We start from the raw sequence: 22,554 nt of genomic DNA, 5'->3' as shown, positions 1-22,554 counted from the left end.
AGAAATACAAAAAAGAGAGGAGAATAAAATGAGAGAGGCATTATTGGCGATAATTGAAAGGAACAGTCGGATTGACATCAAAGAACTGGCAATCCTTCTCGGAGTGGAAGAGGCGGCGGTGGCAAACGAACTGGCCGATATGGAGGCGGAGGGGATTATCTGCGGATATCATACTCTGATAGACTGGGAAAAAACTTCAAAGGAAAAAGTAACTGCGCTGATTGAGGTGCGGGTGACGCCCCAGAGAGGGCAGGGATTTGACAGTATAGCAGAACGCATTTATCAGTATCCCGAGGTTCAGAGCGTGTATCTGATTTCAGGTGGTTATGATTTGATGGTGATACTGGAAGGAAAGACGTTGCGGGAAGTATCTGCTTTCGTGTCGGATAAGCTCTCCACTCTGGATTCCGTACTCAGCGCCGCGACCCATTTCATCCTGAAGAAATATAAGGACCACGGTACTGTGCTGGCCAGAAAAAAAGAAGATGAAAGGGAGATGATTACCCCATGAGGAATCCATTAGCAGAAAAGATTGTGGAAATCAGACCATCGGGAATTCGTAAATTTTTTGACATTGCTCAGGAGATGAAGGATACCATCTCCCTGGGAGTGGGTGAGCCTGATTTCGATACCCCCTGGCATATCAGAGATGAGGGCATTTATTCTCTGGAGAAGGGAAGGACGTTTTATACCTCTAATGCGGGTCTCAAGGAACTGCGTGAGGAAATCGGCAATTATATTTACAGAAAACAGGGGATTCGCTATGAACACCCGCTTAAGGAAATCCTGGTCACGGTGGGCGGTTCGGAGGCTATTGACATAGGATTTCGTGCCATGATTAATCCTGGAGATGAGGTGCTGATTCCCCAGCCAAGTTTTGTCTCTTATGAACCCTGCGCGGTGATGGCAGGGGCGAAACCGGTGATTATCAATCTGAAAGCGGAAAATGAATTTCGTCTGACAGCCAGGGAACTGGAGGAAGCCATTACAGACAGGACGAAGATTCTGGTGCTGCCTTTTCCCAACAATCCTACCGGAGCCATAATGGAGAGAAAAGATCTGGAGGCCATTGCGGAAGTGATATTAAAACATGACATTTATGTCATGTCAGATGAAATTTACGCTGAGCTCAGTTATAAGGAGAAGCATGTGTCCATTGCACAACTGCCAGGGATGCAGGAACGCACTATATTGATTAACGGTTTTTCCAAAGCCTTTGCCATGACCGGCTGGCGGCTGGGATATGCGTGTGGTCCGGAGCTCATCATTGAACAGATGATTAAGATTCATCAGTTTGCCATCATGTGTGCGCCTACCACCAGCCAGTATGCGGCTATCGAGGCCCTGAAAAACGGTGACGAGGATGTGACGGAGATGTGTACTGCCTATAACCAGAGAAGGCGGTATCTGCTGCATGCATTCAGAGAGATGGGACTGGAGTGTTTTGAACCGTACGGGGCATTTTACATATTTCCCTGTATTAAGGAATTTGGTCTGACCAGTGATGATTTTGCCATGCGGTTTCTGAAGGAAGAGAGAGTTGCGGTAGTACCCGGAACGGCATTCGGCGACTGTGGAGAGGGGTATCTCAGGATATCATACGCCTCTTCGCTGGAGAATCTCAGGACTGCAATGCAGCGGATGAAACGATTTGTGTCAAAGCTGAGAGAAGAGAAGAAAGGATAAAAGACAGCGGCCAGACGGCTGAGGGAGAGGAGAAAAATGAGGAAAAAAATTCTGGCGGCGATGATTGCTGCAACGACATTACTGTGTGCATGCTCTTATGATTTTGGAGCAGGCAATTTGGGAGGCGGACAGAAGGAAGAGAGCGGGCAGGAGCAACAGGGACAGGAAGAAGGCTCCGGGCAGGACAGCGGAGCCGATGAAAAGGAAGAGACAGATGATTATATCAGAGGAACCAATACGGATGCCGGCTGGGAAAGCGAATTCTGGGGATTGCATTTTACAGCGCCGGAAGGCCTTTACATGCTGAATGAGGAAGGCCTGAACACCGCGATGGGACTGGGAAAAGAACTGGTTTCGAAGAACTATTCTGAGCTTCAGGCAACGTATGCGGAAATGGTGTCTCTATATGAGATGATGTGTATGAGTCCCGGGGGAGAAACGAATGTGGTTGTGACCGTGGAAAAACTGTATATGAAAAACATGTCATCTGCGGACTATATGAAGGCTGCCATGACGCAGCTTGAGGCTCTGAAGGAGCCGGTATATACAATCCTGGAGAATGATGGCAATGAGACGGAGATTGGAGGAGAAAATTTCTGCGTTGCAAAAGTTAAGGGAGAGAGCGGCGCTGCTTCTCTTTATCAGGATTATTATGTGCGGGTTAAGAATAACCGGGCGCTTATCATTATCATCACTTACGGAGACGGTGACGAGGAAGGTGCTCAGACAATTCTGAACAGCTTTGAGGCGTATTGACGGAGGAAGATGTGCATATCATTTTACATCAACCGGAGATTCCGGGGAATACGGGAAATATCGGGCGTACCTGTGTGGCTACAGGCACGCCCCTGCATTTGATTGAACCTTTGGGATTTCGGCTGGATGAGAAGGCCATCAGGCGTGCGGGAATGGATTATTGGCATCAGCTGGACGTGCATAGATATATGAACTTTGAAGAATTTCAGAAGCTGCATCCGGGAGCGAAAATCTGGATGGCGACGACAAAAGCGAGACATGTTTATACGGAAGTTGCGTATGGACCTGATGATTATCTCATGTTTGGCAGAGAGAGTGCCGGAATTCCGGAGGAAATTCTGGTGGAACATCAGGAGAACTGTATCCGAATTCCCATGCTCCCGGCCATTCGTTCTCTGAATCTGTCCAATTCCGTGGCTGTTGTATTGTATGAGGCGCTGCGTCAGAACGGTTTTGGAGGGATGCAGCAGGAGGGGGAGCTGCACCGGCTGCAGTGGAAGCGCTGAGTGGACAATAACAGGACTGAAGGCCTTGCTTTATAAAAAGTTCACTTGTATTGGCAGGTACTTTCAAGTATACTAAGGAAGATATGGAATACCTGAAAGTTTAATTGCTGAGTCCGGCAGCTTACTGTCGGATACAGGGAAATGAGGAAACGAAATCGTGTCAGAGATATATGATGAAAAGGAAGAGGCAGAAGTAAAGGAGCAGACAGCGGCAGAGGACGGAACAGAAGTAACTGCGGGGAAGAAGTCAGGAGAGGAGACACCGGAGGCTGAAGGGAAGAAGGCTGACCTGACAGAGAATCATTCGGATGCTTCCACAACAAAAAATGCAGGAAAAAGCGACAACAGCGAGTACGAAGATGTCTGCTTTATCTGCCGCAGGCCGGAAAGTAAGGCAGGTAAGATGTTTAAGCTGCCCAACAATATCTGTATCTGCAATGACTGTATGCACAAGACTATGGAGACAGTCAGTCAGTTTGACTATCAGGGAATGCTGAACAACCCTCAGCTTCAGAATGAGCTGGATCAGCTGACAAAGCAGGGTGGGTTTCCCAATATCAGCTTTGTCAATCTGGCAGATCTGCGGGGGGACGGCGGGATTCCCAACAAGCAGAAACTTAAGAAGAAAAAGAAGCAGGAGAATGAACAGCCGGCGCTGAATATCCGGAATATTCCCGCGCCGCATAAGATTAAAGCCAGTCTGGACGAGTATGTGGTAGGGCAGGACCATGCCAAAAAGGTGATTTCTGTGGCGGTATACAACCATTATAAACGGGTGGCCACCGGCACCATGGACAACATTGAGATAGAAAAGTCCAATATATTGATGATAGGGCCCACCGGCTGCGGTAAAACCTATCTGGTTAAGACACTTGCCAGACTCCTGGATGTGCCCCTTGCCATTGCGGATGCCACTTCTCTGACAGAGGCGGGATATATTGGCGACGACATCGAGTCAGTAGTGTCCAAACTGCTGGCCGCTGCAGACAATGATGTGGAAAAGGCTGAAAGAGGCATTATTTTTATAGATGAAATTGACAAGATTGCGAAGAAGAAGACTACCAATACCCGGGATGTCAGCGGGGAGAGTGTACAGCAGGGGATGCTGAAACTCCTGGAGGGAGCGGAGGTGGAGGTACCTGTAGGTGCCAACAGTAAAAATGCCATGGTTCCGCTGGCCACGGTGAACACAAGGAATATTCTGTTTATCTGCGGAGGTGCTTTCCCGGATTTGGATGTAATTATCAAAGAGCGACTGAGCAAAACAGCTTCTATGGGATTTAACTCCGAGCTGAAGGATAAATATGACAAGGATAAAAATATCCTGTCAAAAGTGACGGTGGAGGATATCCGGAAGTTCGGGATGATACCTGAATTTATTGGCCGTTTGCCCATTATCTGTACACTGGAGGGGCTGAATGCGGAGATGATGGTGAAGATTCTGAAAGAGCCGAGAAACGCGATTCTGAAGCAATATCAGAAACTGCTGGAGCTGGATGAAGTAAAGTTGGAATTTGCAGACGAAGCCCTGGAAGCCATTGCGGACAAGGCTATGAAGAGAGAGACCGGTGCCAGAGCGCTGCGATCTATTATCGAGGAATTTATGCTGGATATCATGTATGAGATTCCGAAGGATGATAACATCGGCAGGGTTACTATTACCAGGGAATATATCGAGGGGACCGGAGGTCCGGTTATTGAGATTCGGGGAAATCTGTTGCTGGAATCTTCTTCGGAGCTTAACCCGCCGACTCAGGGGAATACCTGAGAATATTGTGCCTGCCGCCGAAAGCGAACAGCCACAGATAATGCCATAAAAGGGAGAGGGAAATGAACGCTGCGTCTATTATGAAGCTGATGAGTGCTAAAAACCAATTCAGTAATAATCACCCGAAGTTTGAAGCGTTTTTAAATTCGGTATTCTCAAAGAAGATGGAAGAAGGTACTGTGATTGAGATGACGGTGACCCGGCCGGGGGAGAAACCGCTTACTGCGAATCTTAAGGTACAGCAGTCGGATCTGGAGCTGCTGGAGGAATTGAAAGGCCTGATGAAATGATACGGAAGAACCTGGCCCGTTGGCTGAGTCTGCTTGGTATTATGATTTTTGGTATTCTGACAGTGATCTTTTTCTTTTCTACCAGGAGAATGTATACAGGATCGGAAAGCGTGTACCGGGAGTGGGATAATGTGCTGATAAAAATGCTGTATCTGGGAGTGATTCTGGCAATCTGCGGGCTGCTTATCAGAGCGCAGAAGCTGTTAACGCTGAAAAGGGTGCATATAGCGGCAGTTGTGATTTCTGTGCTGGCAACAATTATCTGTATCATTCTGACAAATGGAGCCAAAAGTATACCGGATGCGGATCAATGGTATGTCTATGTGGCGGCAGAAGGACTGTTTTATAAGGATTATACAAATCTGCAGAATTATATTTACTATATGGTGTATCCCTTTTTGTTGTGTTTATCAGAATTATATGCTGTGATTGCAAGGATTGCAGGGACAATGAGCTATGAGGTCCTGCGATATGCCCAGGCTGCATTTGTTGGAATCAGTGTCTATTTTTCATACCGCATTGCCAGAGAACTTTTCAGACATGTGGCTGCGGAATGTCTCTGCCTGTTGTTTACATTGCTTTTTGTTCCAATGTGGTTGTATTCCCAGTTCCTTTACGGGGAAACCTTTGGCGTCTGTATGTGCCTGATCAGTATTTATTTCTTTTTGCTGGGGAATCGTCCCGGACGGGGGAAGACAGGAAGGGAAATTTTATATTGGAGTATAGCAGTTATTGCGTTTGGAATTACATATATTGTGCGTCCTGCTTTACTGGTTGTATTTGTCGCCATGGCGATAATCCAGGTATGCCTCTGTATTAAAAATAAAATTATTTTCCGATTGTTTCCTTTGGGGCTTATGCTTATAGCAGGCATTTTCGGACAAAAGCTTATGTCGGTACAAATTGGCAGGGCTGTGGGAGTCGATGTAGATAACGGAATGCCGGTTATATCATTATTGATTGCCATGGGAATGCAGGATAATGATCCAAACAATACAGGTGCCGGAAGCTATAATGGATATAATTATAACCTTTTTGCGGAAACGGGATATGACCAGGCCGAGGCTCAAAAGCTTGCGTTGCAAGATATAAAAAGGTCTCTGTACAGGTGGTATCGCAATCCTGTAAGTATGATGGAGCATAATACAGAGAAGATTTTGAATCAATGGACAGAACCCGCTTATGATGCTTTTACTTTGACCTGTAAGATGGAAGAGCCGGACAAGTGGGTGGACAATCTGTATTATAACGGCCTGCATAATTTTGTCTACAGCCTGCTGGATTGCTTTCAGAGCCTCTGTTACTTTATGCTTACTTTCTGGTTCCTGCATCTGTATAAGGAAGAAAGAACTGCAGCGGAAAAGCCGGATCCAAGGGATTATCTGATTGGATTGATTCTGATTGGAGAGGTATTTTTCAGCATTCTGTGGGAGGCAAAAAGCAGATACATTTTCCCGTATATGGTTATAGTGATTCCCTGCGTTGCAGGAAGTTTTGTGCATTTCTATAATTGGCTTACAGGAAAAAGCGCTGCATGGATGAGAGGGAAGCAGAGGGAAACAATATGATTTATCTGTCACATTTTTCTTTTCCGGATATCGAGCAGGAATACAGCTTTATTATGGCATTGAAGAGGACATGCTATGATACGGTCTATCCCTTCCAGATATTGTCCAGACATGGCCTGCGGATGCTGGATTTTGAACCCATCACTATTTTGTATGGGGGGAACGGTTCCGGCAAGACTACGGCGCTCAATGTAATTGCCGAGAAGCTGAAGCTGGAGAGGGATACTGCCTGTAATCGATCTAACTTTTTTGAGGATTATACCAGAATGTGTGACTTTGAGGTGCAGGAGAAGATTCCGAAGATAAGCAGAATCGTTACAAGCGATGATGTCTTTGACTTTATATTGAATCTGAGAGAACTCAACGAAGGAATAGATCGGAAACGGGAAGATTTGTTTGAAGAATACCTGGAGAACAAATATTCTCATTTCCAGATGAAGTCACTGGATGACTATGAACAGCTGAAGAAGATATGCATGGCACGCAGTAAAACGCAGTCAAAGTATGTCAGAAATAATCTGGCGGATAATGTGCGGGAACATTCCAATGGAGAAAGCGCTTTTTTGTATTTTACAGAGAAAATCCGGGAAAACGGATTGTACCTTCTGGACGAGCCGGAGAATAGTCTGTCACCCCAACGTCAGCAGGAGCTGATGAAGTTTCTGGAGGATTCCGCCCGTTTTTTCGGGTGCCAGTTTATCATATCCACACATTCGCCGTTTTTGCTTGCCATGCGGGGAGCAAAAATATATGATATGGATGAGGAAGTGGTTGACGTAAAGCGATGGACAGAGCTGGGTGGTATCCGTGCCTATTATGAATTTTTTAAGAAAAATGAAGCTCAGTTTTAAGAGAAAGAGGACAGACATTTTACATGCCCGTCCTCTTTTTATTCGATATGGCACAGCAATTGGCCTTCAACCTAGCGCTGCGCAGCTGTTCCGTTTCTGCCAATTAGTTATAATTGTCGATGCAGGGCTGGAACATGCTCTTATTCACGCCGCAAAGCGGGCAGCACCAGTCATCCGGCAGATCCTCAAAAGCAGTACCGGGAGCGATGCCATGCTCAGGATCACCTTTTTCAGGATCATAGGTATAGCCGCAGGGATTGCAAAAATATTTCTTCATAGTGAATTCTCTCCTTTCTTAAAGCTTAAACTCAAACGCCAAAGCGTTTGCCATTAACCAAAATATCTCTTTAACAGACCTTCAAACGCTGAAGCGTTTGCTATTAGCTGAAATATCTCTTTAACAGACCTTCAAACGCTTTTCCGTGTCTGGCCTCATCTCTTGCCATCTCATGAACAGTATCATGAATCGCATCCAGATTTGCAGCTTTCGCGCGTTTTGCAAGGTCAAATTTACCGGCGGTAGCTCCATTCTCGGCGTCCACTCTCATCTCCAGATTCTTCTTGGTGGAATCAGTCACAACTTCACCCAGAAGTTCGGCGAATTTAGCAGCGTGCTCTGCCTCTTCGTAAGCAGCCTTCTCCCAGTACAGACCGATTTCAGGATATCCTTCTCTGTGGGCAACTCTTGCCATAGCCAGATACATACCAACCTCTGAGCACTCACCTTCAAAGTTTGCACGCAGATCCTTGATAATATCTTCAGGAACACCCTGAGCAACCCCTACCACATGTTCTGCAGCCCAGGTTCTGTCAGCGGACTGAGCAGTGAACTTTTCAGCGGGTGCATGGCAGATAGGGCATTCGGAAGGAGCGGCATCGCCTTCATGAACATAACCACATACTTGACATACATACTTCATAATTTTATCTCCTTTTCTTTCTATATTGATTTTTTGCTATGTAAGCTGTCGGATCATGCAAATCTCCGGTCGCTTTTGCGAGAGGTATATGCATTTATTCCCGACACCTATTATATAGGTTTTTGATTGAAAGTCAACCATGCATTAAGAAAAAATTTTCTGAAAAATATGAAAAAAATATTATTTCAAAATTCTGTTCAGTCTGGAACCAAGACGACTTAATATTTCGTTTGTGATGGTTCCGCACTGTTCGGCCACATGATCAGCTGTAATTTCCAGTGCACCGGATTTTCCGATGATAACGGCGACATTTCCAGCCTGGACCCGCGGAATATTGCTCACATCTACAATGGTCTGATCCATGCAGATTCTGCCGATAATGGGGGCCATACAGCCGTTGATCAGGACTCCGCCGATTCCGTAAGACAATTCTCTGGGCAGTCCGTCCGCATAACCGATGGAAAGAGTGGCGATACGCATATCGTATTTGGCTGTAAATGCGGTTCCGTATCCGGCAGCTTCCCCTGTATAAAGTGTTCTGACAGAAATTACACGTGCTTTCAGAGACAGAACCGGGCGCAGAGCACCGCGCCAGAGGTTGGTATCGTCTTCTGTGCTTAAAAGGCCGTACAGCGCAATGCCGGGCCGCACATAATCTGCGGCAAGCGCCGCTTTGCTCCAGGTATTTCTGCTGGCGGAACGATGTGCGCGTCTGGACTGTTTTTCCTTATTTTGCAGCAGATTTAAAATGCCATAGCTGGCCAGGAGATGGAGACCACGGCAGGGATATTCCTTTTCTTTTAAGTAATTTACTACCTGATAAAAAGCTGTGATCTGACTTTCTGTAAATGCTCTGTCCTCCGGCCGGAGGGAATCACTGACTGACAGGTGAGTAAACATTCCGTCGATAACCAGATTTTCCATTTTATAGACCGACGCAATTTCTTCCAGATTTTCACATCGAATTCCCAGCCTGTGCATGCCGGTATCGACAGCCACATGGACATGCAGAAGCTTTCCGAAGCTGCTCAGCAGACGGGCATAGTGATAGTCGATGACAGCCTGAGTCAGCAGATAGCGGCTGAGCAGAGGGAAATCATCCGGGGGTGTATACCCTAATATCAGGATTCTGCCCTTGACTCCGGCTTTCCGCAGTGTGATTCCTTCTGACAGACAGGCGACACAAAATGATGTCACATTCAGCTTGTTCAGCTGACGCGCGATGAGCACGGCACCGTGGCCGTAGGCATCGGCTTTTATTGCCGGCATCAACCTGCAACTATCGGGAAGCCGTGAGCGAAGGAATGATACGTTGTGCTCCAGCGCATTGCTGTCCACCTCTATCCAGGCGCGGAAGTCTCCTCCGCCTTCATAGGGATCGGCGGCTTTGGGCTTTGAAAATGTGCGTGGTGCTGCGGCCTTTCTTGGGTGTGCCTTCTGGGCCATTACCCGTGATGTACCGCGGATATTCGGCAACTTTATACTCCGCAGATCAACAGCTTTTCTGCGCTCTGCTTCCTGGTCCTGTGTATCTGTCTGATTTCCCGGTTCCTGCCAGGAATATTGCTCGTCATTTTCTACATCAGACAATTCAAAAGTAGCTTCTTTTTCTGATAATGCATATTCTTCGGACAAATTCTCTTCCGGTAAGGCCTCTTCAATTGAAGGTTCTGATTCCTGAAAAGCACTATCGTCCGTTTCTCTGAGTCTGGCAAGTTCACCGTCGTCAGGCTCTCTGAGGCTGGCGATTTCATCGTCGTCGAATTCCGGCAGGCAATCAGATTCGTCGGCAAAGGAGTTGATTCCGTTGGCTGTTTCAGCCGCTGCTTTCGGCAAAGGACTGATGTCTCCCATGTCTGAGACTGTCAGTTCACTGTCTTCGCCGTCCTGATTTTCCTGTGATACAGGCGTTTCTGTTTGTACTTTTTCCTGTGAAAATCTGTGCAAATCTGAATTTCCTTTCTTATTTAAATCCGTATCAGAAAGCAGGGATACATCTGTGGGCCCCTTTTCCTGAAGTCCGGAAGTACTTGCTGTTTTTGCCGTGCCTTTTCGTTTCTGCAGGAAAGAATTCCGGGCCTGCTCGAACATTGGAAGAAGACGGGGCAGAACACATCTCTGTAAATAGAGAATCAGAAGACTGGCAACAACCGACAGCTGTGCCACCACAAGATAGTGGACAATGCTGTTACCAACAAGCTGAGGAGTCCAGTGTAATAATTTGGCCAATCCGCGGACTGCTACAATAATTGCCGGGTGAAGGATATAGATCCAGGCAGAGGCAATGCGGAACTCTCCGGCAGATGCTTTGGGCACACTGCTGAGACACAGATATAGAAATATCATGACCGGAACCAGGGCCAGATACATACTGTCGTGACGCTGCAGCTGAAAATGGCGTAAGGTAAAGGCTTCGGCTGTCATCAGGATAAAGGAAGCCGAAAGACCGATATAATAGAGACGAATCATCTGGCTGTCCGTGGGCAGGGAAGGTTTGTCTGTCTGCTCTGAATTTTCTTCCGGCTTTGCTGGATTTCGTAGGGCGGAAATTTTCTCCTCCCACAGGGACATCCATACCCCCAGCAGCAGGAACAGCGGGGCAAGAAACAGTCCGTTGCGCGTATGAGACCACAGACGGAAGCCAAATTCGTATACTGCATTCAGCGCGGGAACTTTCTCGATAAGGCCAAAGTAACTGTCACCCAACAGACCGATGATATACAGGATCGCAGATACCACGGTGGCCCACCGCAGATTCAGGAAAAGGCTCATCACATAAACGATGACCATGCCCAGTATGCAGGCCGGAAAATACCATAAATGGTAAAACGTGCCGTCAAAAATAAGCATACGGAACAAACCGCCGAAGGTGAGTTCCGCATAATGACCTGCGTATATACCGATCGGCAGATACAACAAAATACAGAAAACATACAGCAGAAGCGTTTTCTTTAAATATTTTATCAGACCGCTCAGATTTTTATCAGCTGCCGACATAAAACCGGCAGCTGTAAAATGACCGGTTACCATGAAGAAAAAGGGAACGGCGGTTCTGGCAAGGATTCGTGTCAGAAAGAAATCCATTCCCTCGTTCATAGAGGCCAGAGGAGAGGTGTGAATTGCAATGACAAGCAGAGCAGCCACTACCCGAAATCTGTCAAGACCGCCGTAATTCTGTCTGGTATGCATATTTATACCCTCCTGTCCGCTTTAGCGGACATTTATTTTGCATTTGTGATTGTTGTCTGCCCTTCTATATTACACGTTTTCACTCTTTTGCTCAAGTGCCAATTCCAAAATTCGGTCAAGAACCTGTCGGAAAGAATATCCGGCGGCTTTCATCATGCCGGGATAACGGCTGTGCTCTGTAAAACCGGGAATGGTATTTACTTCATTGAACAATACCTGACCTTCAGGGGTGAGAAACATATCCACTCTGGCAAAACCGGTGCATCCGAGAATGCGGTAAATGGATTTTGCCGCTTCCTTGATTTCGGCTGCCTTGGTGCCGGTGATCCTGGCAGGCACGTGAATACTGGAGGTTTTCAGAGTATATTTTTCTGTAAAATCAAAGAAACCGCCGGAAAGTTCGATTTCATCCACTTCGCCGGTTACCAGTTCTCTGTTGCCCAGAACAGCACACCCTACTTCAAACCCTTCAATATTTTTCTCCAGAAGCACCTGACTGTCATACTGAAATGCCAGAGTGACTGCGGCGGACAGATGCTCTTTCCCGGGAACCTTGGTGACTCCGTAAGAGGAACCGGCCTTCACAGGTTTCACATAAAGGGGATAGCCAATCTCCTCCGCAAAGGCTGATGCCTGCTCAAAAGGGGTATCGGGTTCCAGCACCATATGTCTGGGCACGGGGATTCCGGCAAGGCTGACCAGCCTGTGGGCCCTGTCCTTGTCCATGCTGAGTGCGGAAGCCAGTGTGCCGCATCCTGCCAGAGGAATACCGCACAGCTCCAGCATTCCCTGAAGGGTGCCATCCTCTCCGTTGCAGCCGTGAAGAACCGGGAAGGCGATATCCACCGGGAGACGTGAAATGTTCCCATCCTCCAGTAAAAGCAGACAGTTTTCCCCGCGATTGGGGGATAAGACAGTCGGTGTGCAATCCTGATCGTTGTGCCAGGTGTCATTGAGCAGTTTTTGTATCGGACCGGTGTAATAATACCAGCTTCCGTTTTTGGTAATACCAATCATCAGGGGATTGTATTTTTCCGTGTCAAGGTTGAGTATGACACCGGAAGCGGAAGAAAGTGATACACTATATTCGGGGGAACAGCCTCCAAAGAAAACGGCAACATTTAATTTTTTCATTACAAAATCCTTTCTTTATAGAAATTCTATTCGTTCTTATCCTACAACTAAACCATGGAAAAGTAAATAGTTGGAAGTTTAAGATTTTTTAATGGTAAAATTTTTTTTATTTTACAAATTGGAAAGAAGAATGTGGTATAATATTCGCAGTGAGCAGAGTCAGTCAGGCCAAAACGGATGTGACGCCTTCCCGAGTCCCTGTTTCCGGGGGGCGGGGCTCTGCCCGGATGTTTGTGGATATGATCCAGGGAGTAAGAGCATGAAATTCAGAACACGGCTTCGGGTTACATTTGTGACAATTATTGTTTTGCCTTTGGTGCTGACGGCATTGGCATTCAGCGGAATCGGTTTGTATCTGATGAATGTTCATCAGGGCTTTCCTGCTGTGGATTTGGATTACACTGCCATGACGGAAAATATGCGGGAGGTGGTGGATGCCACGGACCAGGTATTTTCATGTCTGAAGGAGCAGGCGGAAGCAGATGCTTCCAGACTGGCAGATATGCAGTATCTGGAGGAACTGAATTCCGGGATAGCCCGCAGAACCACTTATATCATAGTGAGAAAAGGGGATGGGCTTTATTACGCGGGAAACGAAGAGGCGGCAGAGGTGATATTTTCCAGGCTGCCCGGATATGGAGAGCGGGATCTGTCGGAGGATCCGGGCATTTACTATGATGACCTGGACAAATTTGTCAAGCAGCTGGATTTCCTGTTCCCTGACGGCAGCAGGGGAAGTGCTTTCGTGGTCACAAAGGTGAATTCGCTGATCTCCAGGAAACTGCTGGTGGATATGTTTGTGGCAATTCTTCTGATTTTGAGTTTTACCGGTTTCATGCTGACCAGATGGATTCGCAGAGGTGTATTTAATCCCATCAATGAACTGAACGCAGCCATGCGTAAGATAAAGGAAGGCAATTTTGAGTATGCCCTGGAGACGGACGCAAAAGGTGAGATTGGGGACTTATATCGCAATTATGAGGATATGCGTCTGCGGCTGAAGGAAAATGACGAAGAAAACAGGGAGAGTGAAAAGCAGAACAGGGAGCTGGTCAGTAATATATCGCATGATCTGAAAACGCCCATCACAGCAATCAAGGGATATGTGGAGGGAATCATGGACGGAGTGGCAGACACGCCGGAGAAGATGGATAAATACATTAAAACCATCTATAATAAGGCAAATGATATGGAACGGCTGATCAACGAGCTGACCTATTATTCCGGAATTGACAACAACCGAATTCCCTATAATTTCCATCGAATCAATGTGGCGGATTATTTTGGAGACTGCGTGGAGGAAGTGGGACTGGATCTGGAACAGAAGAATATAGAGCTGAACTACTCGAACCTCACGCAGCCTGACACGATTGTCATTGCTGATCCGGAGCAGATGAAGAAAGTCATTAATAATATTATCAGCAACAGTGTAAAATATCTGGATAAGTCGCGTGGGATAATTGACATTCGAATTCTGGACGAGACGGATTCCATACGCATTGAAATCGAGGACAACGGAAAAGGCATCGCACAGAAAGACCTGCCGAAAATTTTTGAGCGGTTTTACCGCACGGATGCTTCCCGAAATTCGGCTCAGGGAGGCAGTGGCATCGGTCTGTCCATTGTACGTAAGATTATAGAAGACCATGGCGGCTACATCTGGGCAACCAGCAGGGAAGGGGAAGGAACCTGTATGCATTTTGTGTTGAGAAAATATGTTGAGCTGCAGGATGAAAAACAGGTGACAATTTAGCAGAAAATAAAACAGTAAGTAATCGTTCAGCCGATGGCAGAATGGTTACCACAATTATAAAACAGAGAGGGATACGGGAAAGGCGGGTTATTGAAATGAGCAGGATTTTGATTATCGAAGATGAAGTTGCAATTGCGGATTTGGAAAAGGATTATCTGGAATTAAGTGATTTTCAGGTGGATATCTGCAATACCGGAGATGAAGGGCTGACTATGGCGCTGAACGGAGAATATAATCTGGTGATTCTGGACCTGATGCTTCCGGGGATGGACGGATTCGAGGTCTGCAGGAAGATTCGTGAGGACAAAAATATCCCCATTTTGATGGTTTCCGCCAAAAAGGATGACATTGACAAAATCAGAGGTCTGGGACTGGGAGCGGATGACTATATGACAAAGCCTTTCAGCCCAAGTGAGCTGGTGGCGAGAGTGAAGGCACATATGGCCAGGTATGAACGTCTGGTGGGGACCAATCAGAAACCTCAGAACGACATTGTGGAGATCAGAGGTATCCGGATTGACAAGACGGCCAGACGCGTTTATGTAAACGGCGAAGAGAGGACTTTTACCACAAAGGAATTTGATCTGCTTACATTTCTCGCGGAGAATCCCAATCATGTCTATACGAAAGAGGAGCTCTTCCGGGAAATCTGGGATATGGATTCTATCGGAGATATAGCAACTGTTACCGTCCATATCAAAAAAATTCGGGAAAAGATAGAGAAGGATACCGCAAAGCCACAGTATATAGAGACAATCTGGGGAGTTGGGTATCGGTTTAAAGTATAATGTGAATTAAGGATATCGGAGGGACTCTCAGAAGTGATAAACAGAGATGCGGAATCGGGGCATGAGATGCTTCCGGAGGCGTTTCAGGAGAGAATGCGGCAAATGCTGGGTGAGGAGTATCCGGCCTTTCTTGAAACCTTTCAGAGAGCGCACTGTCATGGGCTGCGCCTGAATCCGCTTAAGACAGGACTGGACGGACGAAGCGCTGCGGAAAAGTATGGCGGAGCTTATGGGGAAGACACAGGTTTTGCGCATCTGACGCCAGTGTCATGGGCGGAGAATGGCTATTATTACCCTTCCTGGGACCAACCCGGGAAACATCCTCTTCATGAGGCCGGGGTATACTATATACAGGAGCCCAGCGCCATGGTGGCTGCAGAACTGCTGGATGCGCAGCCCGGAGAGCTGATACTGGATCTGTGCGCAGCGCCGGGAGGGAAGAGCACGCAGATTGCGGCGAAAATGGGGGGAAGCGGATTTCTGCTGTGTAATGAAATTCATCCTGCAAGAGCAAAGATTCTTTCGGAAAATATAGAACGGATGGGAATCTGTAATGCCTGTGTCACCAATGAGACACCGGAGCATCTGGCGGAGGTATTCCCGGAATATTTTGACAGGATACTGGTGGACGCCCCCTGCTCCGGTGAGGGAATGTTCCGTAAAAATGAAGAGGCCTGCGGGGAATGGAGTCAGGAAAATGTGGAATTGTGTGCGCGCAGACAGGATGGAATCCTGGATTGTGCCGCACGGATGCTCCGGCCCGGAGGTATTCTTGTGTATTCTACCTGTACCTTTGCTCCGGAAGAAAACGAGGGCAGTGTCAGCAGATTTATGGGGAGGCATGGGGAATTTGTACTTTTACCGGTGCAGAAGAATCGGCTGGGACTGGCGGGGGCCAACGGTATACCGGAATGGGCGGAGAAGCCGGTGCCGGGGATGGAGAATACGCTGCGGCTGTGGCCACAGAGAATAAGAGGAGAGGGACATTTTGCCGCCATTATGAAGAAGGAGGCTGTCCCCGGGGAAATATATCATGTGGCGGACTGTTGTAAGGAAGAGTACCGCATAAGGAAGCAGTCGGAAGAAAAATACAGTCTGGCGGATTTCGTGAGGGAACAGCGCAGTATGCGGGACACACCGGGAAAGGCACGGGATCTGATTTCATTTTGCAGAGAGAATCTGCAGAGCTTGACATGTGAAGACGCCGATTCCCTGACCTTTTCCGCAGAAGAACACGGACGGGAAGCCCGGAAAGAGAAGAGAGGCCGGCAGGTCGGGGAAACGAAGGAAGAGAAAAACAGCCGGCAGAATCTGGAAGGTATGGACATTGTGGAAGCACTGGGCAGGGCTGCCGGAATGAAAGGAGAATTTCAGGTTATCCGGTTCGGAGATAATCTCTATCTGGCTCCGATGGAAATGCCGCCGCTGAAAGGATTGAAGGTGCTGCGTCCCGGTCTGCATCTGGGCGAGCTGAAGAAGAATCGTTTTGAGCCTTCTCATGCGCTGGCACTGGCGCTGGCACCGAAAGCGGCAGTACACAGGTGGGAGATGAAAGCGGACTGTGCAGAAGCGATGAATTATCTGAAAGGACAGGCTTTTCACGCAGAGGGGGAAAAGGGATGGTACCTGATCTGTGTGGATGATTTCGGTATGGGATGGGGTAAGCTGTCCGGAGGGATGATGAAAAATCATTATCCAAGAGGACTGAGAAAATAATTTGAAGATAAAAGAAGGAAAGCGGCATGACAAAAATAAACCGCAAAACATTTTGGGCTCTGATTGGGATAATCTCAGCGTTAGGTATGGCTTTGCGCTGGGCGGGAATCTGGTATGTGGGACCGGATTACGAAAATTGTCTTCAGACATGGTTCACGCAGCTGAAAAGCGGAGGAAACCTTTCAGCACTGGCTGACTATGAAGGAGATTATAATCTTTTTTATGCTACCATTTATATTTCCTGACATTTTTGCCGGTGGAACCCATTATCAGTATCAAGATGGTTTCCATATTGTTCGATTACCTGGAAGCCTTTGTGATAATGTGGATGGCCATGGAAGCGGGGGAGGAGAAAGGAAATAAATACTTCTATGGCATTTGTGCGTTTTCACTGGTGATCTGCAATCCACTGGCAATTGTAAACAGCGGGTATCTTGCTCAGAGTGAAAGCATCTGGGCCGGCCTGGCAATGTTGGGCTTCTGGTATATTTACCAGGAAAAGCCGGTGCGGGGGATGTGGGCACTGGGATTTGCCATAGCAATGAAGTTGCAGGCTGTGTTTATTCTGCCGATTGTATTAATTTACTATTTTTATAAAAAGAAATTCTCCATTCTGCATCTGCTGTGGATACCGGTGGTCATTCAGGTAGTGTGTATACCGGCAATAATCGGTGGCTGCGATTTTGATGTGGCTTACAGGTCATATACTCATCTGATGGGGGAATACCCTTTTATGTATTACTATTATCCTAATATCTGGACTTTTTTTCAGGGGGCACCGTATTATATTTTCGGGAAATGGGCCATGGCTCTTACCTTTGCTGTCCTGCTCATGTTTGCTGTACTTTTTGTGCATTCAGACAGAAAATATACGATAAAGGACTATATGGAGTATATTGTCTGGACTACGATGACCTGTGCCATGTTCCTGCCCTGTATGCATGAGCGTTATAATTACATTGCAGAAATGGTGCTTCCTGTGTGTGCTGTCTTTCACCGAAAGCTTCGTCTTCCGGCGCTTGCGCTGGTTTTGATTTCACTTCAGTGTTATGGCCAGGGCTTCCTGGTGTGGAATCGTGTGTCTCCTTATGCACTTGCGGCCGGAAATCTGCTTTTATACTTTTACCTGACCTGGAGATGTTTTTATGGCTTATATGACAGGGGAGAAGCGGTGAAGGAGGAAATATGCTGAAGATAGAGAAAAAGCTGCTTTTGTGGACAGAAAAGCATATGTTTTTGCTGATGGCTGTGCTGGGGGCTGCCGTTGCACTTTATCTGAGAAGAACTGCGATTTGGTGGAGCAGCCCGGAAGTGGTATATTATTTTGACGGACATGGGAATAACATACAGTCGTCATTTTACTTTCTGGTGATTCAGTTGTTTCAGCACCTGCCCATATTACCTCTGCATGGAATAAAGTGGCTGGCCGGATTGGCGGACTATGTGGCGGCAGTGTTGTGCTTTGTGGCTGTGAGGGGGTACAAAGAACAGTGTAAATTAAAAAGTACCTTTTATTTTATAGGATGTCTGCTTTCGCCCGTGGTATTTTTGCGCGGCATCTGTTGGGCACAGATAGATTCTGTGGCTTTTTCCCTTTTGCTGGGAGCATATCTTCTGTGGAAAAAAGAAAAGTATATGGGGGCGGTACTTCTGGCAATTCCCGGAGCTGTGCTATATCCCTGTTTTTTTCCTGTGGTATTGTTTCTGATGTGGCATCACAGCAGAGGAATGGAAGGAAAAGTCTGGATTTATGCCGGGGTATTTGCGGCAGGATGTTATATACTGTCAGGTGCTTCCTCGGTTTTGACAGGACAACCGTGGGGAGATGGTATTTTATCCTGTATTCGCTGGACATCTTATGACCCATATACAGGTGAACTTTACAGAGACCCCCTGCTCTGGGTAAAGCAGATGGTAAACCTGTTCGGTTATGGAGCGGCTATGGTCAGCGGAATTGCTGCATATCGCCATAAGCTGTCTTATAAGAATGCTCTGCTGATCCAGCTGGCAGTGTCACTGGTTTACGGAAGTCTGCTTTTTCCTCTGGCAGAATAAGGGGATATATCAGGATGAAAACAGAAATTCTTTATGAAGACAAGGCAATTGCAGTAATATACAAACCGGCGGGCCTGGCAACGCAGACTGCACGGACGGGAGAACCGGATGCGGTCAGTGAGCTGAAAAATCATCTGTATCGCGCCAATCAATCTGCAGTCGGGAGCTGCGGCCTGTCCGCCCCGTATCTGGGGGTGATTCATCGGCTGGATCAGCCTGTGGAAGGGCTGCTGGTTTTTGCAAAGAACGGGAAGGCTGCGGCTGCTCTCAGCGGACAGCTGCAAAAGCAGAAAGAGGGTTCCTTCTCAAAACGGTATTATGCTGTGCTTTGCGGACAGCCGGCAGAACGGACAGGGAAACTGATACATAAATTATACAGGGATAATGCAGGCAGAGCAGTAATTCTGGAGGAGACTTCGGAGGCAGGGGACTGTTTCGGGGCCCGCAGGGCGGTACTGCGCTATGAAATTCTGGAGACCTGTGAAGAGTTGGCATTGGCGGATATCAGGATTGAGACAGGACGTTTTCACCAGATTCGTGCACAGATGGCGTATGCGGGGACTCCGATTTTGGGAGACAGAAAATATGGGAATGAAGAGTCTGAAGAGACGGCCCGGAGATACCATATTTGGAGTACGGCACTTTGCGCTTATCGTCTGGAATTTGTGCATCCCGTTACGGGAGAAAAGATGAGCTTTCGAATCAAACCCAGAGGAGGGGCATTTTCCTTTTTTTCACAGTTATGAACTAAGATAAAATCTACCATACTAATAAAAGAAAGAAAAGGATGGCAGGCATTGGTTATGGTAGAGAAAATCAAAGACAACAGATTGATTGTACTGCTCCTGACGTCGGGGGCAGTTTATTTTTTCCTGAAATTTATTGCGCCTCTCACGGCACCGGTTCTTACAGCCATGTTATTTGTGACAATTTTTGGACCTTTACTCCAGAAAATGCAGAAGAAACTGAAGATTCATCGACAGATAGGCGCTATCTTTCTGCTGTTGCTGGCCTGCGGAATCCTGGCGGTGCTGATTTGGGTTCTTTTTTCCTGGATTGTGGGAAGCCTGCCCGAACTGGTGAGCAGACTGGATTCGCTGGAAACGGAACTGTCCGGCTTCGTTCATGACATCTGTAATGTGGTGGGCAGGACTTTGGGAATAGACAATCTGTATCTGGAAGAGCTTCTTCTCACGGGGATTCAGGAAGCAATGGATTATTTTCAGCTGGAACTCCTGCCGGGGATGCTTTCCCAGTCTCTGACTTATGTGAAGACAGTCGCCGCAGTGGGAGGATTTCTGGTTACATTTCTGATTGCCACAGTGCTGCTTGCAAAGGACTATGACGATATAATGAATCGGCTGCTGGACAGGGAGGAATGCTATGTCTATCTGGAAATTATCTGCGGAATTATACGGTATATTGCTACTTATATAAAGGCACAGATTATTATTATGAGTATCATTGCCGCGCTGGCAGCTGTGGTATTGGGACTCAGCGGGATACAGTATGGCGTATTATGGGGGCTTTTGGCGGGAATTCTCGATGCACTGCCTTTTATCGGAACAGGAGTCGTGCTGGTTCCGCTTGGCATACAGCAGTTTTTTTACGGGAATTATATGACGGGGATTATCTGCATACTGGTATATGTGGCGTGCATTTTTATCAGGGAAATTTTGGAACCTAAATTGATCGGCAGGAAGCTGGGCGTATCTCCCATTGCGATTTTGCTGTCTATATATGCGGGAATCAAACTTTTCGGACTCTGGGGAATTATCGGCGGTCCGCTGGGCTTTGTCATTATTTATCAGACCTGGCTGAGCATAGAAGGGAAAGGTCATTTGCGGAATTGTTGACGGGCAATCGGAAGTCTGGTAAAATATTCCTGTTTTCAAAAGAAAAATAAAAATGAGGGTAAAAAATGAACAGGATAAAACAATTCCTGAAAAATCCGAAAACGGAGTTATTTTTTGCAGCAGTTCTTTTGTTTACTGGGATTTTTATCAGGGCGTATCATTTCGGCATGATACCTGTGGGGGTACATCAGGATGAGGCAATGGCGGCAGTAGATGCCAGAGCTCTGGCAGAATACGGAACGGACCGGTTCGGAATGCGGTATCCCGTCCACTTTACTGCCTGGATAGGGGGGCAGATGAGCGTGCTGCTTTCTTATTGCATGATGCCTTTTATCAAATTGCTTGGGTTTTCCACGTTTTCCATACGTCTTCCCATGCTGATTGTCAGCTGTCTGGGATTGCTGGCATTGTATCTTTTGGGGAGACAGACCGGCGGAAAGGAACTGGCGGTGGCAGCGACTGTTCTGGGAATTATATGTCCCTGGCATTATATGCAGAGCAGGTGGGCTTTTGACTGCAATATGTTTCCACATGTTTTCCTGTTTGGTGTATGTTTTCTGATTGCAGGAATGAAGAAAAAGTTGTTTTTGATGATTTCCATGGTTTTTTTCGGGCTGTGCTCCTATTGCTATGGTGTGGCAAATTATTCCGTGCCGCTGTTTCTGGTGATTATGGCAGTGTGCCTGTTTCGGTTACATCAGGTAAACTGGAAAGAGCTGTCTGTCTGCATTCTGGTTTACTTTATTACGGCATTACCGGAATTCCTGACTATGTTCATTAATATGTTCGGTATGGAGTCCATAGAGACGCCATTTTTTACGATTCCCTATTTCCCACAAAGTATGCGCTCAAAGGATATCCTGCTGTTAAACTTTTCATGGGAACAGTTAGGTAAAAATCTTCTGCGAACCTTTTCTGTGGTATGGGGAAACGGAGACAAAAGCGCCACCAATACAATAGTTAAATTCGGGCCTGTATACTATCTGACAGTAGGCTTCTTTGTCCCGGGGTTTCTGGTTGTTCTGGGAAAAATCAGGGAGGAAGAGGAAGCGAAAAAGCGGATTCCCTATATTGTGCTTCTGGTATGGCTGTTTATGGGTATCTGGGTTGGGATTGTCACCAGGGAGGTAACAATTAACCGAATTAATATTATATTTTATCCAGTGCTGCTGATCGCGGGTGTGGGAATTGTGTGGTGCATTCGAAAATGGAAGCTTCTGGTGATTCCTGTTGGCGGTGCCTATGCTGTTCTGGCTATGCTGTTTGCCCGGAATTACTTCGGAGAGTGGGCGGATGTGAGCCGTATTTATTATTATGAACCCTATATAAATGCACTGAACTATGCAAAAACAATTTCCTGTGATTATTATTATATTACACCGGACCCCCAGGGAGAGGGAGTGACGATGGTGGGAGAGATTCTCACCATGTACTGTCATGAAATTGATGCTGCTTATTATCAGGGAATCAGCAATATACAGAATGGTGCAGAAGTGCTTCCCTTTCAGGAAAGGTACCGTTTTCAGGATGTGACCAAAGAAATAGTGGAGGAAAATCAGGGCAGATCGGTGGTATATCTGATCCGGGCGCCGGAAATAGGACTGTTTCCCTCTGAGGAATATGAGATTAGTTCTTTTTATGATGCGTATTTTGTGGTGAGGGGCAGGTAGAGAAAAAAGAATATTTGTGGATAAGAGAACCCTGTAAGCAATTTTTTG

At 46.9% G+C, this 22,554-nt stretch carries 21 protein-coding genes; 17 read left to right on the top strand and 4 right to left on the bottom strand.

Annotation, left to right across the window (positions count from 1 at the left end):
* Positions 1-28: 28 nt before the first annotated feature.
* From NSB25_RS08340 to NSB25_RS08305, 8 genes are all read left to right on the top strand, one after another.
* Positions 29-511: an Lrp/AsnC family transcriptional regulator gene (locus NSB25_RS08340; RefSeq protein ID WP_103239207.1), complete on the top strand. Its 483-nt coding sequence runs from the start codon at positions 29-31 to the stop codon at positions 509-511.
* Complete coding sequence (locus tag NSB25_RS08335; protein WP_103239206.1) at positions 508-1,686, top strand: aminotransferase class I/II-fold pyridoxal phosphate-dependent enzyme; 1,179 nt, start codon at positions 508-510, stop codon at positions 1,684-1,686. The genes NSB25_RS08340 and NSB25_RS08335 overlap by 4 nt, the downstream gene beginning before the upstream one ends.
* A 36-nt stretch (positions 1,687-1,722) precedes the next feature.
* Entirely contained in the window at positions 1,723-2,442 is a 720-nt protein-coding gene (locus tag NSB25_RS08330; RefSeq protein ID WP_103239205.1) for a hypothetical protein, read from the top strand.
* An 11-nt stretch (positions 2,443-2,453) separates the two neighbouring features.
* On the top strand, positions 2,454-2,948 hold the full coding sequence (locus NSB25_RS08325) for a tRNA (cytidine(34)-2'-O)-methyltransferase (RefSeq protein WP_103239320.1): 495 nt from the start codon (positions 2,454-2,456) through the stop codon (positions 2,946-2,948).
* Between the two features lie 154 nt (positions 2,949-3,102).
* Entirely contained in the window at positions 3,103-4,716 is a 1,614-nt protein-coding gene (clpX, locus tag NSB25_RS08320; RefSeq protein WP_416385567.1) for an ATP-dependent Clp protease ATP-binding subunit ClpX, read from the top strand.
* A gap of 62 nt (positions 4,717-4,778) precedes the next feature.
* The gene (locus tag NSB25_RS08315; protein ID WP_172455038.1) at positions 4,779-5,006 is read left to right on the top strand and encodes a hypothetical protein; all 228 of its coding nucleotides are present in this window, start codon (positions 4,779-4,781) and stop codon (positions 5,004-5,006) included.
* Complete coding sequence (locus NSB25_RS08310; protein WP_103239204.1) at positions 5,003-6,574, top strand: glycosyltransferase family 39 protein; 1,572 nt, start codon at positions 5,003-5,005, stop codon at positions 6,572-6,574. The genes NSB25_RS08315 and NSB25_RS08310 overlap by 4 nt, the downstream gene beginning before the upstream one ends.
* Positions 6,541-7,425 (top strand): AAA family ATPase, encoded by an 885-nt coding sequence (locus NSB25_RS08305; RefSeq protein ID WP_330406089.1) that lies wholly within the window; start codon positions 6,541-6,543, stop codon positions 7,423-7,425. The genes NSB25_RS08310 and NSB25_RS08305 overlap by 34 nt, the downstream gene beginning before the upstream one ends.
* Before the next feature lie 103 nt (positions 7,426-7,528).
* Here the strand turns inward: NSB25_RS08305 and rd are convergent, their stop codons facing one another.
* The 4 genes from rd to vanG all read right to left on the bottom strand — a co-directional run bounded on the left by rd (position 7,529) and on the right by vanG (position 12,668).
* Positions 7,529-7,702, bottom strand: coding sequence for a rubredoxin (rd, locus tag NSB25_RS08300; protein WP_103239203.1), 174 nt, complete (start codon positions 7,700-7,702; stop codon positions 7,529-7,531).
* Positions 7,703-7,805: 103 nt separating this feature from the next.
* Positions 7,806-8,348 (bottom strand): NADH peroxidase, encoded by a 543-nt coding sequence (locus NSB25_RS08295; protein ID WP_103239202.1) that lies wholly within the window; start codon positions 8,346-8,348, stop codon positions 7,806-7,808.
* 177 nt (positions 8,349-8,525) lie between these two features.
* Entirely contained in the window at positions 8,526-11,534 is a 3,009-nt protein-coding gene (gene alr, locus NSB25_RS08290) for an alanine racemase (protein WP_103239201.1), read from the bottom strand.
* Between the two features lie 69 nt (positions 11,535-11,603).
* Complete coding sequence (vanG, locus tag NSB25_RS08285) at positions 11,604-12,668, bottom strand: D-alanine--D-serine ligase VanG (RefSeq protein ID WP_103239200.1); 1,065 nt, start codon at positions 12,666-12,668, stop codon at positions 11,604-11,606.
* Between the two features lie 259 nt (positions 12,669-12,927).
* Here vanG and NSB25_RS08280 point away from each other — a divergent pair, with 259 nt between their 5' ends.
* From NSB25_RS08280 to NSB25_RS08240, 9 genes are all read left to right on the top strand, one after another.
* Entirely contained in the window at positions 12,928-14,421 is a 1,494-nt protein-coding gene (locus NSB25_RS08280; RefSeq protein ID WP_103239316.1) for a sensor histidine kinase, read from the top strand.
* A 95-nt stretch (positions 14,422-14,516) separates the two neighbouring features.
* Positions 14,517-15,209: a response regulator transcription factor gene (locus NSB25_RS08275; RefSeq protein ID WP_103239199.1), complete on the top strand. Its 693-nt coding sequence runs from the start codon at positions 14,517-14,519 to the stop codon at positions 15,207-15,209.
* A gap of 66 nt (positions 15,210-15,275) precedes the next feature.
* Complete coding sequence (locus NSB25_RS08270; RefSeq protein WP_242982382.1) at positions 15,276-16,925, top strand: RsmB/NOP family class I SAM-dependent RNA methyltransferase; 1,650 nt, start codon at positions 15,276-15,278, stop codon at positions 16,923-16,925.
* A 26-nt stretch (positions 16,926-16,951) separates the two neighbouring features.
* A complete protein-coding gene (locus NSB25_RS08265) occupies positions 16,952-17,170 on the top strand; it encodes a hypothetical protein (RefSeq protein ID WP_103239198.1) in 219 nt (72 codons plus the stop codon).
* A 77-nt stretch (positions 17,171-17,247) separates the two neighbouring features.
* The gene (locus NSB25_RS08260; protein WP_465220368.1) at positions 17,248-18,117 is read left to right on the top strand and encodes a hypothetical protein; all 870 of its coding nucleotides are present in this window, start codon (positions 17,248-17,250) and stop codon (positions 18,115-18,117) included.
* A complete protein-coding gene (locus NSB25_RS08255) occupies positions 18,111-18,980 on the top strand; it encodes a hypothetical protein (RefSeq protein ID WP_103239196.1) in 870 nt (289 codons plus the stop codon). The genes NSB25_RS08260 and NSB25_RS08255 overlap by 7 nt, the downstream gene beginning before the upstream one ends.
* A gap of 14 nt (positions 18,981-18,994) precedes the next feature.
* Positions 18,995-19,726 (top strand): RluA family pseudouridine synthase, encoded by a 732-nt coding sequence (locus tag NSB25_RS08250; RefSeq protein ID WP_172455037.1) that lies wholly within the window; start codon positions 18,995-18,997, stop codon positions 19,724-19,726.
* Between the two features lie 57 nt (positions 19,727-19,783).
* The gene (locus NSB25_RS08245) at positions 19,784-20,836 is read left to right on the top strand and encodes an AI-2E family transporter (RefSeq protein ID WP_103239194.1); all 1,053 of its coding nucleotides are present in this window, start codon (positions 19,784-19,786) and stop codon (positions 20,834-20,836) included.
* 65 nt (positions 20,837-20,901) lie between these two features.
* Positions 20,902-22,506, top strand: coding sequence for a glycosyltransferase family 39 protein (locus NSB25_RS08240; RefSeq protein ID WP_103239193.1), 1,605 nt, complete (start codon positions 20,902-20,904; stop codon positions 22,504-22,506).
* The last annotated feature ends 48 nt before the right edge of the window (positions 22,507-22,554 follow it).

Source organism: Acetatifactor muris (assembly GCF_024623325.1).
GTDB classification, from domain to species: Bacteria; Bacillota; Clostridia; order Lachnospirales; family Lachnospiraceae; genus Acetatifactor; species Acetatifactor muris.
Note: the sequence above shows the minus strand (reverse complement) of the source record. Positions and strands in the feature narration are given on the sequence as shown.